Genomic DNA, 16,176 nt, shown 5'->3' with positions numbered 1-16,176 from the left:
ATTTAGGGTAGGGGCAATTCATGAATTGCCCCTACGGTAAGGGTTTGAGTCATAGAGGTGATGACAACCGATTTAGACTTGCTATAGTTGATTTTAACAGGTAATATGCAATCCTTAAACCTTTGCTACAGATAATAACAGAGCCAGGACTCATCAATCTTCCTATTCCCGATTCATCATTCATAATTCATAATTCTTAATCCGTCTACATTCGTGAGCAGAGATTGAGGTTCTTCCCAAGTTTGATGTGAATTTTGGGTTAACAAGCTTAAATATTTCCGAGTCATATCAGCTTGATCTAAACTAATAAAATAATTACCATCTACATCTTGATAAAATAAAGACCCTTCCAGTAATGCTTGGTAATCAGGATTATTTTGAGACTCCTGAGTTAACCAAACCGTTTCAGAGGTTGAAGGTATTAAACCATGAGGGAATTGACCGTTTAAAATCCTCATAATTCGAGCTTGACAGCAACGAGTATTAATCCCCCTTTTTTCCAGCAATTGATTAACTTCTATGAGCGATAAAGGTTGTTCTTCAAACACCCGTAAAAGTTCAGCCAGAAGAAAATAATCACTATATTGATGTCGAGACACATCCAAGACTTGAAAATAAACAGGCAAAACCGATAAACCCCACGCTAATCGACTACAATGGGAATAATTATTATCTGGATTCTCTTGATTTCTAGGACTATCTTGAGTAATCAACGCATTAGGTAATTTTTGCCTTAACCAACGGCTAAAAGTCGGCCAAGTTCCATTTCCTCCTGTACAAATGGCTTGATGAATCCCAACGGAAGAAATACCATGATGACTAAAAAGATGATTTAACTCTCGATTTAATTCTTGTACCCAGGGATTAAAAATCTTTTGTTCTAAATCTTGTTTTAAAATCAGCCACGAATCCCCATTAAATATTACCATTTCATGATCATTTTGCTGAAGTTTAAATTTTAAAATTTCTGCCAATTCTAATAACTTTAAACCTGTTTCTGAACTTTGTAACTTTTGTTGAAACCGATAACGTTTTTCTAAATCAGGATGTCCGGGTTGAGGAAACACCCAATCAGAACTCTCAAAATCTTGAAAGGATGAACGCTCAGAAGTTAGCAATAATTGAGAAATAATATCTTGATTTAACGCATCTCCTCCATAAGCTAAATGATGACAAACGACCTGAGAAGAGGTAAACTGACTTAAATCCTGGGGTAAAGTAGCAACAGCAATTTCAGTTGTTGTCGCGCCAATATTCAGAATTAAAATTGTGCTGTTTGTTTCTGGAGGACTGAGGTGAAATTGATATAATAAAGTTGCGATCGCATCCTCAATCATAAAAATTTGTTCAGGATGAGATACAAGTCCCGCCGATAATATCGCTTCTCGAAGATTAAATCGATAGGCGTCTGTTGCTCCTGACGGACACCCTAAAATAATTCCTCCTAATCCCATTAACGCCTTTTGAAATTCGTCACCATCGAGTCCGACAGCACCCAAACGATAAATATTCGGTAAGGCGATACTGGGACGACTTTCTCGCTTTGTTTCTGTTAATCGGGGAATACACTGACCCTGTAATATTCGACTAGGATTTAAGGTTGATAATAAAGCCGTCCACGCTTCTTGAAATTCTCCCAAAAAAATCGATTGTTGTTGTGACCACTGAATCATAGGAACCCCCACTAACCCAGAAGACTCTTGAGAAGAGTAATAGGGAATTCCTAAATTTAATAAAGATTTAAAATTGCGTAATCTAGTCGTTAAATGATCCTCCTGAGAATCTAAATAATACACTTGACAAGGAAGACGAAATGTAAAGGGAAATTCTTCAATTTCTGACAATTCCGTAGGTTCAGCTTGCCAATAAATCGGATAAACTTTTTGAGTGTCCCGATGGAATAAAGCCGCAGATAATCCGGTAGTTCCCAAATCAATCCCTAAATACCATTGAGTTGATTGTCTTAAAGATTGTAAAGCGGAAAGATCCGTTTCCAACCCTTGAGTTAAACCCGATGAATGATAACTTACCATTGCTAGAATATCCGCTTATAACTCGTGAACTCTTCCATTAATTTCTAATTCCTGATTACTGATGAAACTCTTGACTTAATGCTTCCAGACTCAGGAAATTTTCCTCCGGTTCAGAATTCCAGCGCAAAGGTTTTTCCTCAGCTAGATTTAGGCTATTGAACACATCATCTAAAGTCAAATCCGAAAAACTTTGTAAAGATGACAAATTATCTGTCTCCGCCGATGACTTTTGATTTAAAGGTTCAACATTCAAAGAAGCCACTGATTGTGCTGAACCCGGTTCCATACCAATATCTCTAAATAAATCCTCAAAGGTAATCACTTCTTCAGATACAGTAGGTTTTGATCGTGTTTCTAGGGGGGGGTGTTGAACACTAACTGGAGATTGAGGATTCGATGATTTTTGAGGAGAACTTTTAGCAGGTAAACTCGTTGTTGATGGTGTTGATTCGATTTGTTCTAAATTAAATAAATCCGCTTCTAAAAACTCCAAAGTATTACGACCAATTAATAAACGAGAATCAATTTGATCGTTATCTTCCTCTAAGGATATGGGAAGTAAATTTTCATCAGGAGAAGCTTGAATATATTCATCTCCTTCTAAACTAATGGTTTGCGGTTCATCCTGACTGGAAGTTGATTTGTCCTGACTTGGAATTCCAGTTAACATTTCTTGGGTTCGAGCCGACACGATCCCCAAATTCTGGGGAGAATCATCCTCAAAGTTCGGTTCTTCAAAAATATCGCTTAAATCTGCTAAAGTTTCTTCAAACGGATTAATTTCCTCAGTAACCGGAGATGCAGCAACAATCACTTCTGATAATAAATCCTCAGACTCCAGGGATACAGAAACTTGACTCGAATTTTCGGTTAAAGGTAATTGAGAGTCTAAGGAGGATTCTGAATTAGATTCATCAAACAAATCTAGAGAATTTAAGTTGAAAAAATCAACCGCTTCATTAGGAGATTCTAACACAATCTCTTCCTGTTCTATTGGTTCTGTTATTGTTTCTGCATCCCCGAATAAATTCTCTATATCTAAATTGTTGTCTAATTCTTCAATAATCCCCTCAAATTCTTGATCCTGCGTAGGCGTTTCTTCATCTAAGAAAACAGTATCCACATCCTCAGACGCATCCTCTTCATCCAACTCTTCAACAGCGATCAATTCTTCATCCAATAAATCAATTTCTTCAGGTTCTTTCCCAACAGAAATCAGCATTTGTTTTTCATCAAAAGATATAACTTCAGTTGCGAATAAATCAATTTCTTCAGGTTCAACAACAGCAGAAATCGGCATTTTTTCCGGCTCAGACTCCTCAAATAAAGCTTGAAATTCTGCATCAACATCAGAACTGACAGCGAATGATAACGGCTCCTCCCAATTTAAAGAAAAGCTAGGTTCCGGCTCTGTTAGCTCCAACTCATCCTCACCCAAAATTGGAGATTCCTTCTCAACAGCAGAGAAGCGTTGAATTGTTTCCAGGGGTTCTACTTGTTTCTCCATCTCCGGTGAAGAACTAACAACCTCCGCAGGTTTTTTAGGCATTTCTGCCCCAGCATAAGGTAAAAATTCCTCAACCGTTAAAGATAAATCTTGCTCTGGGGAAACCGGAGGAGAAATGGTCGGTTTTAAAGTTTGCGGTTCCTCATTGATTGAGGCTTCAGATTCAGTTAATTGTAACGAAGACTGTAAATAAGAAGATGTTTCTTGACCTACTTGTTGAGCCAGTTGATTCACCAAGGTTGTAAACATCACTTCCCCTTGTTTTCCCAAACTGTGCATTCGTTCCAAACTTTGGGAAAGGGAATCAGAATAGGTTTGCAAATTCCGTTGTAACGCTTCAAAAATCACACTCAAACTCGAATCTAACGTCATCAACAAATGATCCGATTGCGCTTGCAATTGTCGCATTTGTTCTAAGCGTTGAGCCGGAGTCAAACTGGATACAGTCGTTCGAGAATCTTCCGAAGGAGTCGCCGGAAGAGCCGGCAGGGAGTTGGCATTCGTTAATAAAATCGAATCTAAAAAACGGGTTTCAATATGGTTGAGCGTTTCAGTCACATTATGAATCAAACTATCCTGTAATCGAGTCATGAACTCCTGCAAAAATTCACGACTGAGTTGCTGTTGATAGGATTGAGACTGAATCGGTGCGTTCGTTTGCGCTTTTCGAGCTTCTAAGAGTTGAATTTCTTGAATTAAATTGCGTTGTTCTAGCCGTAGCCGTTCCACTTCCTCTTGAAGCGGTTGAGTTAAATGGTTCCGCAAATAAATCATTTCCCGACGGATAGCTTGCCACAGAGGTTCTCGCATTCCGGGTGTTGTCGGTTGATTCGTCTCCATCGGCGACAGGAATGCCCCTTCATCTACCTGTTGCTGAAGAAAGACCAAATACTTTCGGACACGCTCTAGGACTTGACGGGAGCGTGTAACGGTTTCCCCAAAGACAACCCAAGGTAAACGCAAGTTGGGTTGGCTTAGAACCTCGTCAATTTCGGCGATGAGTGCCTGGATTTGATCCTTCTGAACGTTCAAGGTTGAACCCTCTCAATAATCATTCTGACAGCATAGGACAGGTCGATGTATTCTGCTCGTCCTGACTCCACAATCGCTTGATCTTCAGGATTCCCTAGATTAAAGCAGTTGTTATCTACATAATATGTTACGCTTGCTGAAGCACTCAAGTAATCCCATTTAGGATTTTGGGTGGATTGGAAGATCAAGGCGAAGGCACAAGGCGGTTAAAAACTCAACCCGTTTAGCTTTTTTGCGTCCAAATCGCTCTAAAATAGAAAGTTGCCCAGTCCTTTATGATTCCTGTGGGAATTAACAGAGACGGAATCTTAGTGAATATGCTAGGGAGAATTTTAGGGGGATTGAAACTCAAAACACAAATTCACCTTTCTCACAATCCACTAAAAACCCACTCTCTTGATTAGCAACTACTAAACCCGAATTTATAAATAGTATGATAGCCTCATGGAAGATCGGTATTTCTCCCGTGATAATCAATCGGACATCCACAAAATGATCCGCTCAACGCCTTTCTTTCAAGGCTTGCCCCCAGATGCGGCTGATAAAGCAACATCTCATATTGTGGGTCGAAACCATCCCGCTAACCAAGTTATTTTGTTAGAAAATGACTGGGGCAGTTCCGTTTATTTTATTTTGGATGGGTGGGTCAAAATTCGTACCTATAATTTGGATGGCAAAGAAGTCACACTGAATATTTTAGGCAAGGGTGAGCTATTTGGAGAAATGGCGGCTTTAGATGAAGTGCCCCGCTCTACGGATGTGATCACATTAGCCCCCACATTGATTGGGAATATGCCAGCAGGCGATTTCGTGGAGTTAATTACAACAGAACCTCGCGCTGGAATGCGACTGGCTCAATTAATGGGACGGCGTTTACGTCAAGTGAATCGACGTCTGCGATTACGTGAATCCGATAGTACCTCACGGGTTGCTGATATTTTATTATTTTTGGCAGAGGGTCAAGGAAAAACCTCTGAGCAAGGAACCCAAATTCCTAACCTTCCCCATCGGGAGCTAAGTGGTTTAAGCGGACTGGCGCGGGAAACAGTGACTCGCGTTCTCAGTAAACTGGAGAAGAAAGGTTTAATTTATCGAGAACGAGATATTTTAAGAATTCCCGATGTCCACGCCCTAGAACGGATGCTGGTTTAAGACAACTTGATTCGGATCTCAGTCGTCAGAAACGTCAACCCATGAGCCACCAAGTATCTCCCAACCATCACAACGCCTTAATCCTGGTTGAAACTGCTTTTTTAGCCAGTGCAGCCAGTTTAATTTGGTTTGTTAATTATTATTTCCCGATGGGGCCAGTGCTGCGGCTGTTTTTCTCCTTACCGATGGCGTTACTTTATTTACGTTGGGGAAAACGAGCCTCTGTGATGGGGGCTGTGGCTTCATTTTTATTATTATCGGTATTAATGGGGCCGACTCGCAGCATTGTGTTTTTGGTTCCCTATGGTTGGTTGGGTGTGGTGTTAGGAGGAATGTGGAAACGAGGTAAACCCTGGTGGATGTCGATTACCACTGGATCTGTAATTGTTGCGATTGGTTTTTTCTTTAAATATTGGTTACTGTCAATTTTACTGGGACGAGATTTATGGGCCTATGGAACGGTTCAAATTACCTCCCTCGCGGAATGGATTTTTATTAAGTTGGGGATTTTGGCTCAACCCAGTTTAATGTTCGTCCAAGCGATCGCAGTTTTAATGATTTTTATTAATAGTTTTGTGTATTTATTTGTGGTTCATTTAGTAGCTTTACTGTTATTAGATCGCCTCAATAGCCCGATTCCACGTCCGCCCAAATGGGTACAAGTTTTATTGGATTACGAATGACCGTTCGAGTTTATACCCAATTTGAGCAAGGCAATCAGTGGTTACACCGTTATCAAGGCTGTTCGCCTGTATTGGCTTGCGTGTTGGGATTTACCGCAACCGCTTTAATTCCAGGGATTTCGGCGGCTGGAGCTACCCCAGAAACTCGACAATATACTGCCGTAGCCGATGCAGAATTTCTCTACAATGGCGTCCAACCCTATCCCCACTATCCCTTACCTCCCTTAGATGCGGGAGCTTCCCCAGTCTTAATTACCCGTGCGGTTTGGGAAGCCTTGCAATGTCCTTTATATTTATTTAATGCCGGGTTAACGGTGGTTCCTTCGGTTCCAACCCTTGATTTAGGAGGCGTCCCCGCCCAGTGTCTGACATCGGGTTCTGCGATGACGTTAGAAACGGTCAAACATCTCTTAGAGCAAGGGTTAATTTGGGGAGAACAATTAGCCGCAGACGCTCAAAACAGTTATGTGATTTTATCAGAATGTGTCGTTGCAGGAACCACAACGGCTTTAGCCGTATTATTGGGGTTGGGTATCCCCGCAATGGGGAAAGTTAATAGTAGCCATCCCCTGTGTAATCATGACTCCAAATTAGCGATCGCCACAACAGGTTTACAACAAGCCGGATTTTGGCCCTTATCAACGATGGCCAACCTAGAAAAACCCCCTATCGATCCCTTAACATTAGTTGCCGCCGTCGGTGATCCCATGCAAATTGTCGTCGCCGGAATGGCAATAGCAGCCAGTCGCACCGTTGGCATCTTACTGGCTGGAGGAACTCAAATGTTAGCGGTCTATGCCTTAGCTGATAGCATTGCCACCGCATTCACTTATCCTTGGCAACCTTCTAATATTGTCGTGGGAACAACTCGTTGGGTAGCGGAAGATACTAGCGGGGATACAGTTGGGTTAGCTCAAATGGTGGGAACCGTTCCCCTATTAGCCACCCAACTCAATTTTTCAACTTCCCGTTATCCTCAACTACAAGCCTATGAACAAGGGTATGTCAAAGAAGGAGTCGGCGCCGGAGGGGCTGCGATCGCGTCTCATTTAGCCCTAGGCTGGAATAATCCCCAATTACTCCAAGCGGTTGAAACACAGTGCCAACAAATAATTTCTCAGTAACCCCGTCTAATCTGAGAATTTTCTGCTACAATAGACAATCGTAAATTCAACGCGGACATGGCGGAATTGGTAGACGCGCTAGATTTAGGTTCTAGTTCAGCAATGAGTGAAGGTTCAAGTCCTTTTGTCCGCATTTTTTCAATCTCTCAATGTAGACTATCGGATTTTCCCAGCACCCTTTGGGTTAGCAGAGCCATAAAAACAGTCAATCTCAATTTCTAACCTTGTCTTAATCCCACTCTACAGGCTCGATATTTTGTAAAATAATGTAAACTAACCAATATTTAAGTTAAGGTAGTTTGATCAATGTTAATTTGCCTGGGTTAAACCTTGGGATTAATCGTTTACAGGGAACAGGCAACTCAAAATTTTGGGGAGAAAAAACAACTCCCTGATCGTCAGAGGAACTAACAACCAGGAAAACTACCTTCGTGTGACATTGAGCTTTTATTTTCCTTGAGGTTGAATGGGTTCAGTGGTACAAGCAACATCGCAAATCAAAAAATTATTAAATTCAGACTCGGAGACCTAATGAGATCAATTATTCGTTTGGGCGCGGTATTAGGAATTGTCGGCAGTATTTGGGTCAGTCCTAACCCGCCATTGCGCTGGTTTAGTTCTCTTCCTGTGGGAACTCAACCCGCTTATGCACTCCCTGAAAACCAAATTATGGAGAAACTCCGCTCAATTCCGGTGTTTACCATTACCGACACTCAGGGTGCTCCTTTAGTTGCTACTGTCCCCCAAGCCAATAATAAAAACGCATCTGTTGCAGGTGTATTTATTAGTCGCAATGATGCCGTCGCATTTGTTGATCGCTTAAAAGCTCGTGATCCCCAACTCGCTTCTACCATCCAAGTGACAACGGTTTCTCTCGGTGAAGTTTACCGCATGAGCCAACAAGCTCAAGGTGCGGAAGATAATGTTCAATTTGCTTATGTTCCGGTTCAAAAACAGGTGGAGTCTGCCAAGTCAGTTTTACAACAAAATGGACAATCCGTAAACGAGTTGAACGGTGTTCCGTTGTTTATTGCTAAAGGGGGGCCGGATAATGGTTATCTCACCATTCAAAACGGGAATGAACAGGTAATTCCCATTTTCTTTAATAAAGAAGATTTACAAAATATGTTAACTCAATTTAAAACACAACAACCGGATTTAATTTCCAGCGTTAAAATTGATGTTGTGATTCTCGAAGGATTGTTGGATGCTTTAAAACGAGATAATGATCAATTTCTCAACCGAATTGTATTAATTCCTCCTCGTGAAACCTTAGAGTATTTAAAACAAAATCAGCCCTAAACTCAACCTAACCGTTAATCAATTGGGTCAGAGGAATTTGGAATGATGTCGGAAACAATATCAGGTTGGCAACTGGGGGAATGGTTGGAGAAGGCAAAAGCTGACTGTCTCGCCCTTGGGATTTCTATTCATGAAGTTGATTGGTTTCTCCAAGAGTTAAGTCATTTAGATCGGTTGGCTTTGCGTTTACAAACCTTCAAACAGCAACCTTCCGTTTCCCTCCAGGTTCCTTGGTCAGAATTTACTCAACTTTGGCAACGACGCCTCACCGAACGTATCCCCGTTCAATATCTGGTCGGGGTGGCTCATTGGCGTCATTTTACGTTAAAGGTATCCCCAGCCGTTTTGATTCCTCGTCCTGAAACCGAGTTAATTATTGATTTAGCTAAATCTGCGGTTGAAAATCCAGATAGTGAGGGGATTTGGGTTGATTTAGGCACGGGAAGCGGTGCGATCGCTTTGGGTTTAGCGGATTGTTTTCCCCATGCTACTATTCATGCCGTCGATACCAGTTTAGACGCATTAGCGATCGCTCAATATAACGCTCAAACCACAGGTTTCGCTGACCGGATTCAATTTCATCATGGGTCGTGGTGGCAACCGTTAGAAGGTTTACAAGGACAACTCACGGGAATGGTGTCTAACCCTCCTTACATTCCTTCTGGGTTAATTCCGACCCTACAACCGGAAGTCGCTCAACATGAACCGACTTTAGCTTTAGATGGCGGGGATGATGGGTTAGATTGTATTCGTTATTTAGTCGAAACAGCCCCCCGTTATTTGCGTTCTGGAGGGGTTTGGATTGTAGAAATGATGGCAGGACAAGGAGAAGCCGTTGCAGAACTGTTACAGGCGCAGGGAGGCTATTCTGGGATTAAAATTATGTCTGACCTGGCAGGGTTTGATCGTTTTGTTATGGCGTATTTAAAATAATTAACTGATAACTGATAACTGATAATGGTACAAGTTTCTATTGATAAGTTAATTGATGCCGCAATTGCGGGTAATCAGGTCGTTAGTTTTCCGACGGATACTGTACCTGCTTTAGCTGCCCGTCCTGATCAAGCCGAGTTGATTTTTCAAACTAAACAACGCAGTCAAGATAAACCTTTAATTTTGATGGGAGCGACACCGGACGCTTTATGGCCCTATGTTAAGGGGACGGTGGAAGAATTATTAATTTGGCAAAACATTGCTCAACAATATTGGCCGGGTGCGTTAACCTTGGTGTTACCTGCTTCTGCAAAAGTGTCTGTGGCGATGAACCCGCTTGATCCTTCGACCATCGGAATCCGGGTTCCTAATTGTGCGATCGCTCAACAGATTTTAGCCCGTACTGGCCCGATGGCAACCACCAGTGCTAATTTATCAGGACAACCCCCCTTATTAACAATGGCGGAAATTAATACTCAATTTCCTAATGTTTTAACGTTGTTTTCCTCAGAATTTGATACAACGATTACCGCATCTACGATTCCTTCAACGGTGGCGAAATGGCAAGGAAATGGTCAGTGGGAAATCTTACGACAAGGATGTATTGAGTTATGTTTTTAAATTAAAATTTATAGTCCCTGTAATTGATCTGTTTATACAATTCATTGAAGCTGGCTATCGAGATGAATGTCTCAAGCTATCATGATTTTGATAGTGCTAACTTTATAGATTGAGTGGGACGAAGCCGATGGGTTGGAGCGAATTTTTATATTTAGGTTTTGGGTTGGGGTTAGGGTTGGTATACGCTCGGTTCTTGGGGGGAAAAGGGAAAAAATCCTCTGAACCTTTGGTGACGGATGAATCCCCCAAAATAAGTGATGATGAACAACAGGTGCAACTCCTCTCTCATCAATTAAAACAAACTCAACTTGCTTATCAGATGGCGGCGGAGATGAGTTTATTTAAAGCCGGATTTTTGGCTCGGACATCCCACGAGTTGCGATCGCCGCTCAATAGCATGATCGGAACCTTACAACTGATTTTATCTGATTTATGCGAAAGTCCAGAGGAGGAACGAGAATTTATTCAACACGCCCATGCTTCAGCCTTGAAAATGGTAAGATTATTGGATCAAATCATTTTTGTGGCTAAAACGGAATATGGCACAGATACTATGGATATTCATGCCATTCAGTTAGCAAAAGTCATGGATGAGGTTGAAGATTTAACTGGTATGCAGGCGGCAAATCGGAGTATTCGATTAAAAATTGAACCTCCCGATGAAGAGATTTATGTTTTGGCAGATTTACCTCGATTAAGGCAAGTTTTAGTGAGTTTAGTGGATACTGCAATTGCTCAAATGAGTGAAGGGAGTGTGAAGGTTTCTGTCAATCCCTCTCCAGAGACAGGTTTTGTTCATATTTGGGTTGATGATCAACGTCCGATTAGTGCTTGGAGTGAATCTTGGGATTTATTAAAATCAACTTTAGAAAAGGAACAAACCCCTAGCGATCAAATGACATTATCCCCAGGAATGCGACTGTTAATGAATCAAACGTTATTAAGTTTAATGAATGGACGTTTAGAAGTTTTAGCGGTTCCTTCAGAGGGAGAAGAGTCTAATTTTAATCGGACTCAATGTTCGATTCCTATTGTTAAATAAGTTAGGATTTCGGTTTTTCAATATTCGTAAAATTTCCTTAAATCTTCTCGATTTCCCAATTTTTCAAATAAGAGGTTATTATACTCAGATCTTTAGAGAACAACTTCCTCCTATAGCAATCCTATTTGATTTGTGGTAGGGGCAATTCATGAATTGCCCCTACGGTCAGGGTTTTAGTCATAGAGATTATTACAACCGATTTAGACTTGCTATAGAGTTAAACTATCAAATTGTAGGGGCGAGGTTTTCTCGCCCTGACACCGGGAGCAGATAAGCTGTTACGCACTTAAATTTTATATTTAAGCGAGCGGGGACGCAGTGCTGACGCACGGCTTCGCCAAGGCACTGCAATAATTCCACGATTTCGGACTATACACTTTAGGCTTTGAACAGCTTAATGTCTAGGGTTGAGCAATTAAAACAACGGCAGAACGAGGGCTAACATGATAATATTTTCCAGAAATGGGAGGGGCAACATTTAAACTACTAATATCGTTGGGAACAGCTAAAGCAGTATCAACAAGACGATGCCAACGTTCTCCTTGAGACAAGGGGGGTAATTGAAAGTTTAAGGATTCCCAATAGGCATTAAATATAATATGAAGATGTTCGCCTTTGTCGGGATGGAATAAACTAAAGGCAATCGTGCGAGACTGGTCACTTAAATCAGGTTTGTTGATGCGAACTCCATGCAACGTAATATGGGGTAAATCCCTGGCTTCATCGAGTTCTAAAACATCATCTAATTGAAAGAGATGCAATTCTTTTTTAAAGCGAATTAAACTTTTAACAAACCGCAAAATATCAGGATGTTTTCCCACATCACTCCAATCAAACCATCCCAATTCATTATCTTGACAATAGGCGTTATTATTTCCGAATTGGCTACGGCAAACTTCATCTCCCATTAACATCATTGGAGTGCCTTGAGACAGTAATAAAATTACCCAAAAGTTTTTAATTTGTTGCAGGCGTAATGCTTGAATATATAAGTCATCTGTTGGGCCTTCAATACCACAATTCCAACTAAAATTACAATCAGAACCGTCTCGGTTTTCTTCTCCATTCGCTTCATTATGTTTTTCATTATATGAAACTAAATCATTCAAGGTAAAACCATCATGACAGGTGACAAAATTAACGCTACAATGGACTTCTCGATCAGGATGGGGATAAATATCAGGACTCCCCATAATGCGATAAGCTAACTTTTCAACTTGTTTTTCATCTCCTTTAATAAAACACCGGACATCATCTCTAAATTGTCCATTCCATTCTCCAAAGCGATCGCCCGCCAATGACCCAACTTGATATAATCCTCCCGCATCCCAAGCTTCAACAATTAATTTCGCTCCCGCTAATACTGGGTCAGATTTAATAATCCATAAAATCGGTGCATCATCAATGGGATTTCCTTCTTTATCCCGCGATAAAATCGAGGCTAAATCAAAGCGGAATCCATCCACGTGCATTTCAGAAACCCAATAGCGCAGACTATCAATAATTAATTGTCCTGAAATTTCATGATTCGCTTTAATCGTATTTCCACAACCGCTATAATTACTATAAAAAGCCGGATTCTCTTTATCTAACATATAATACATACTGTTATCAAATCCACGAAATGATAACGTCGGCCCCTCTTCATTTCCCTCAGCCGTATGGTTATAAACGACATCTAAAATGACTTCAATTCCAGCTTGATGAAATGCCTTGACCATATCTCGAAATTCATCAATCGGCCCGAAGGCATCTCGACGAGAACTATATTGTCGGTGGGGGGCAAAAAATGAAAGGGTACTATAACCCCAATAATTATTTCGGGGGGGAACAGCATCTTGTTCATCAAATTGATGAATAGGTAATAACTCAACGGCAGTAATTCCTAAATCTTTTAAATAAGGTATTTTTTCAATTAATCCTGCATAGGTTCCCCGTTTTTCTAGGGCAATTCCTGAGTTTGGGTTGCGAGTAAAACCGCCGACGTGCAGTTCATAAATAATGGTTTGAGAGTAAGGTAATTCTAAAGGTTTATCTCCTTCCCAATCATAGGTGCTATTATCAACAACTACTCCTTTTAACGCTTGCGCACAATTATTCCCTGGAACTGAAGCGGCAATTCGATTATAATTTTCTGTATTAACAATGGCTTTAGCATAGGGATCTAATAAAACTTTATCCGGGTCAAATCGATACCCTAATTCGGGTTCAAATAAACCATCGACTCGATAACCATAAATTTGTCCAGCTTTAATTCCAGGGACAAAAATATGCCAATAATAAAAGGTTTTATTGCGTTTAGGATCAAAAGGAATAATATGAGTGGGTTCAGTGGCATCCGGGGTATCAAAAAGTAATAATTCTATAGCCAGACAATTTTTAGAAAAAACGCAAAAATTCACCCCCTTGGGATAAACGGTGGCTCCCAGGGGGAAACTTTGCCCGGATAAGACATTAAAATTCATGCCTTTAACTCCTTGCTGATTTTCGGTATTGTCAATTACTAAGTTCAATGGTCTAACCCCATTTCTGATGGAATAATTCTCTACGGAACAGAAATTTTGCTTTCTGGTTTGTGACGTTTAACCTAGATTACCGTTAATTGGACTACACTGATCAAATAACTGATCGTCAATGCTGAAAACGCGATAAACTAGCAGAAAATCCCTGGCTATTGCAACAAAGCAGAGTAATTAGCAGTCGCCAGAACTGTTAGAACATAAATTGCTCATCCACCCTAAAGGATCAACAGTTTTCCCTGTTCCCGGTTATAAGTTGAATGTCGTCATCAGAAACCCCTTGTTTAAGTATTGCGATCGCCCGCATGAGCACCCCCGTTGCCAATCATTTTGCAACTTGGGTGGTACAATCTCCTGATTGGAATGGATATGTTCACCATGATAGTAGCTGGCCAGACGCCCTATCTCAAACCTGGCAAGCTTGGCTAGAACTGTTTTCACCCGATAGCGTTCCTAATCGTTTGTGTTCTGGGGGGACGGCTCATTTACCCTTAAATGCCACTTCGGATTCGGGACGGCAGTTAAGCTATAGTACCCGTTTAATGCAACAATTGGGAATTAATCTCTGGCAATGGTTATTTCAAGGGCCGATTCAAGCCAGTTTACATCGCAGTCAAGGTATTGCCATTGGACAAGAGCTACCGTTACGAATTCGTTTAGATTTACGAGATGCTGATTTAATCCCTATTCCTTGGGAAACGATGCAACCCCAGGCGGGTCAACCTGCGATTTCTTTAAGTCAATATCTGTGGTTTAGTCGCACGACGTTTGATGTTAATCCCCTCCCTCAACGTTTGGCTGCTCAAAAATTAAATATTTTATTGGTTTTAGGGGAAAATCAAATTCAGAATTCAGGAAGATTGTCTAATGCTTCAGAGTCCTTGAAGTTAGAGGAACAACAGGCATCTTTTCTGCTCAATTTAAAATTAGAAGAAGAAGCGATCGCTTTAAGCTCTGCTTTTGAACAATGTGGAATTGATCTTCAAGGAAATCAAATTGAGACTCATGTTTCCTGTAGCGTGAAAACGTTAATTCAACCCACCGTTGAACAGTTAATTTCTGAGTTAGAAACTGATCGTTATAATATTTTATTTTATGCAGGTCATGGAGTTCCAGCACCTGATGGGGGGTTATTGTTTTTGCGCCCCAATACAACGATTAATGGCACAGAACTTGCCCAAGTTTTAGTGCGATGTGGGATTATTTTAGCGGTGTTTAATACCTGTTGGAGTGCTCAACCTGCGGTAGAAACTTTACCAGAGGCTTCTAATCCGTTATTTCAAGCAATTCCGAGTAGTAGTTTAGCAAAAGTTTTAATTCATCATGGGGTTCCGGCGGTCTTGGGAATGCGAGACTCCATTACCGACTCAGAAGCGTTAAGCTTTATTCAAGCCTTTGCTAGAGCGTTAGGAGAACGGCTTTCTGTTGATCAGGCGGTTGCGGTCGCTCGTCAGCAGTTGTTAGCTTTATATAAATTCAATCAACCCGCTTGGACGTTACCGATTTTGTATATGCACCCGGAATTTGACGGGGTGTTAGTCCAACCGTTAGAAAAAATTAAGACGGAAATGCCCAATACGGCTGTAACCGGGTTTGGGACTATTCCGAGGGCGTGGTTACGGTTAGTGAGTCCAGCCGTTAATACCCCGATACAAGCTTGGCCCCTGGATACGGGGTTAGTTCGGGTGGGACGAGGAGAGGGAAATGATGTGATTATTTCTGAACAATGGGTTTCTTCTAAACACGCTGAAATTTTTTGTCGTCATAGTTCCGATGGGAAAAGTCAACCGAATTATTTTTTAAAGGATTTTTCCCGTTATGGAACGTTAGTTTGTAATCATGAAGGATGGCAACGAATTCATCATCAAGAAATTACTTTAATATCAGGAATGCAGTTAAAATTTGGCAGTTCCCAAGGTCAAATGTTAGAATTTATGATTGAATCTCAATCTTGAGAATTACGAATTAGGAATTACGAATTAATTGGCGTTTAAGTTTTGCGTTGGTTTTAGAATCTAGTTGAAATGAGGATTAACGATTATGATCGATCCTAAGATTTTTCATCTCATTAACCGTTTAAGTTTCGGTGCAACCCCAGGACAAATTCAACAGATACAACAGATGGGGATTGATGCTTATATTAAAGCACAACTGCAACCTCAAACGATTTCCTATCCCGTCGATTTAAACGAACGATTGAAACCTTTAAATACAATAGTTTGGCAACC

General features: G+C 41.0%; 12 protein-coding genes and 1 tRNA gene. 10 read left to right on the top strand and 3 right to left on the bottom strand.

Annotation, left to right across the window (positions count from 1 at the left end; all coding sequences use genetic code 11):
- Positions 1 to 176: 176 nt before the first annotated feature.
- Together ACKPEB_RS21215 and ACKPEB_RS21210 are read right to left on the bottom strand one after the other, a co-directional pair.
- Positions 177 to 2,033 (bottom strand): hypothetical protein, encoded by a 1,857-nt coding sequence (locus ACKPEB_RS21215; RefSeq protein ID WP_408967001.1) that lies wholly within the window; start codon positions 2,031 to 2,033, stop codon positions 177 to 179.
- Positions 2,034 to 2,088: 55 nt separating this feature from the next.
- Positions 2,089 to 4,572, bottom strand: coding sequence for a hypothetical protein (locus ACKPEB_RS21210; RefSeq protein WP_408967000.1), 2,484 nt, complete (start codon positions 4,570 to 4,572; stop codon positions 2,089 to 2,091).
- A 444-nt stretch (positions 4,573 to 5,016) separates the two neighbouring features.
- Here ACKPEB_RS21210 and ACKPEB_RS21205 point away from each other — a divergent pair, with 444 nt between their 5' ends.
- The 8 genes from ACKPEB_RS21205 (at position 5,017) to ACKPEB_RS21170 (ending at position 11,429) form a co-directional block, all read left to right on the top strand.
- A complete protein-coding gene (locus ACKPEB_RS21205) occupies positions 5,017 to 5,724 on the top strand; it encodes a Crp/Fnr family transcriptional regulator (RefSeq protein ID WP_408966999.1) in 708 nt (235 codons plus the stop codon).
- Positions 5,725 to 5,765: 41 nt separating this feature from the next.
- Positions 5,766 to 6,407: a DUF2232 domain-containing protein gene (locus ACKPEB_RS21200; protein WP_408966998.1), complete on the top strand. Its 642-nt coding sequence runs from the start codon at positions 5,766 to 5,768 to the stop codon at positions 6,405 to 6,407.
- Positions 6,404 to 7,531 carry a nicotinate mononucleotide-dependent phosphoribosyltransferase CobT gene (gene cobT / locus ACKPEB_RS21195; protein ID WP_408967016.1) on the top strand — a complete coding sequence of 376 codons (1,128 nt, stop codon included), beginning with the start codon at positions 6,404 to 6,406 and terminating at the stop codon, positions 7,529 to 7,531. The genes ACKPEB_RS21200 and cobT overlap by 4 nt, the downstream gene beginning before the upstream one ends.
- A gap of 51 nt (positions 7,532 to 7,582) precedes the next feature.
- Positions 7,583 to 7,664: transfer RNA gene (locus tag ACKPEB_RS21190), tRNA-Leu, on the top strand.
- Positions 7,665 to 8,062: 398 nt separating this feature from the next.
- Positions 8,063 to 8,833 carry a Tic22 family protein gene (locus tag ACKPEB_RS21185; protein ID WP_408966997.1) on the top strand — a complete coding sequence of 257 codons (771 nt, stop codon included), beginning with the start codon at positions 8,063 to 8,065 and terminating at the stop codon, positions 8,831 to 8,833.
- Positions 8,834 to 8,878: 45 nt separating this feature from the next.
- On the top strand, positions 8,879 to 9,766 hold the full coding sequence (prmC, locus tag ACKPEB_RS21180) for a peptide chain release factor N(5)-glutamine methyltransferase (RefSeq protein WP_408967015.1): 888 nt from the start codon (positions 8,879 to 8,881) through the stop codon (positions 9,764 to 9,766).
- A gap of 24 nt (positions 9,767 to 9,790) precedes the next feature.
- Entirely contained in the window at positions 9,791 to 10,387 is a 597-nt protein-coding gene (locus ACKPEB_RS21175) for an L-threonylcarbamoyladenylate synthase (protein WP_408966996.1), read from the top strand.
- A 127-nt stretch (positions 10,388 to 10,514) separates the two neighbouring features.
- Positions 10,515 to 11,429, top strand: a complete 915-nt coding sequence (locus tag ACKPEB_RS21170) for a sensor histidine kinase (RefSeq protein ID WP_408966995.1) — start codon at positions 10,515 to 10,517, stop codon at positions 11,427 to 11,429.
- Positions 11,430 to 11,830: 401 nt separating this feature from the next.
- Here ACKPEB_RS21170 and glgX read toward each other — a convergent pair whose 3' ends face one another.
- The gene (gene glgX / locus ACKPEB_RS21165; protein WP_408967014.1) at positions 11,831 to 13,894 is read right to left on the bottom strand and encodes a glycogen debranching protein GlgX; all 2,064 of its coding nucleotides are present in this window, start codon (positions 13,892 to 13,894) and stop codon (positions 11,831 to 11,833) included.
- A gap of 314 nt (positions 13,895 to 14,208) precedes the next feature.
- Between glgX and ACKPEB_RS21160 the strand changes: the two genes are divergently transcribed.
- Together ACKPEB_RS21160 and ACKPEB_RS21155 are read left to right on the top strand one after the other, a co-directional pair.
- Complete coding sequence (locus tag ACKPEB_RS21160; RefSeq protein ID WP_408966994.1) at positions 14,209 to 15,903, top strand: CHAT domain-containing protein; 1,695 nt, start codon at positions 14,209 to 14,211, stop codon at positions 15,901 to 15,903.
- 85 nt (positions 15,904 to 15,988) lie between these two features.
- Positions 15,989 to 16,176 (top strand): DUF1800 family protein (locus tag ACKPEB_RS21155; protein WP_408966993.1); only part of this gene is annotated, 188 nt, incomplete at its 3' end.

This window comes from Planktothrix sp. (genome assembly GCF_046067725.1).
GTDB lineage: Bacteria > Cyanobacteriota > Cyanobacteriia > Cyanobacteriales > Microcoleaceae > Planktothrix.
This window is presented reverse-complemented; position numbering and strand designations above follow the sequence as displayed.

Excerpts from the sequence above, each read along its gene's own strand:
- ACKPEB_RS21215 (WP_408967001.1), bottom strand. The coding sequence starts at position 2,033 with ATGGTAAGTTATCATTCATCGGGTTTAACTCAAGGGTTGGAAACGGAT.
- ACKPEB_RS21205 (WP_408966999.1), top strand. The coding sequence starts at position 5,017 with ATGGAAGATCGGTATTTCTCCCGTGATAATCAATCGGACATCCACAAA.
- ACKPEB_RS21200 (WP_408966998.1), top strand. The coding sequence starts at position 5,766 with ATGAGCCACCAAGTATCTCCCAACCATCACAACGCCTTAATCCTGGTT.
- cobT (WP_408967016.1), top strand. The coding sequence starts at position 6,404 with ATGACCGTTCGAGTTTATACCCAATTTGAGCAAGGCAATCAGTGGTTA.
- ACKPEB_RS21185 (WP_408966997.1), top strand. The coding sequence starts at position 8,063 with ATGAGATCAATTATTCGTTTGGGCGCGGTATTAGGAATTGTCGGCAGT.
- prmC (WP_408967015.1), top strand. The coding sequence starts at position 8,879 with ATGTCGGAAACAATATCAGGTTGGCAACTGGGGGAATGGTTGGAGAAG.
- ACKPEB_RS21175 (WP_408966996.1), top strand. The coding sequence starts at position 9,791 with ATGGTACAAGTTTCTATTGATAAGTTAATTGATGCCGCAATTGCGGGT.
- ACKPEB_RS21170 (WP_408966995.1), top strand. The coding sequence starts at position 10,515 with ATGGGTTGGAGCGAATTTTTATATTTAGGTTTTGGGTTGGGGTTAGGG.
- glgX (WP_408967014.1), bottom strand. The coding sequence starts at position 13,894 with ATGAATTTTAATGTCTTATCCGGGCAAAGTTTCCCCCTGGGAGCCACC.
- ACKPEB_RS21160 (WP_408966994.1), top strand. The coding sequence starts at position 14,209 with ATGTCGTCATCAGAAACCCCTTGTTTAAGTATTGCGATCGCCCGCATG.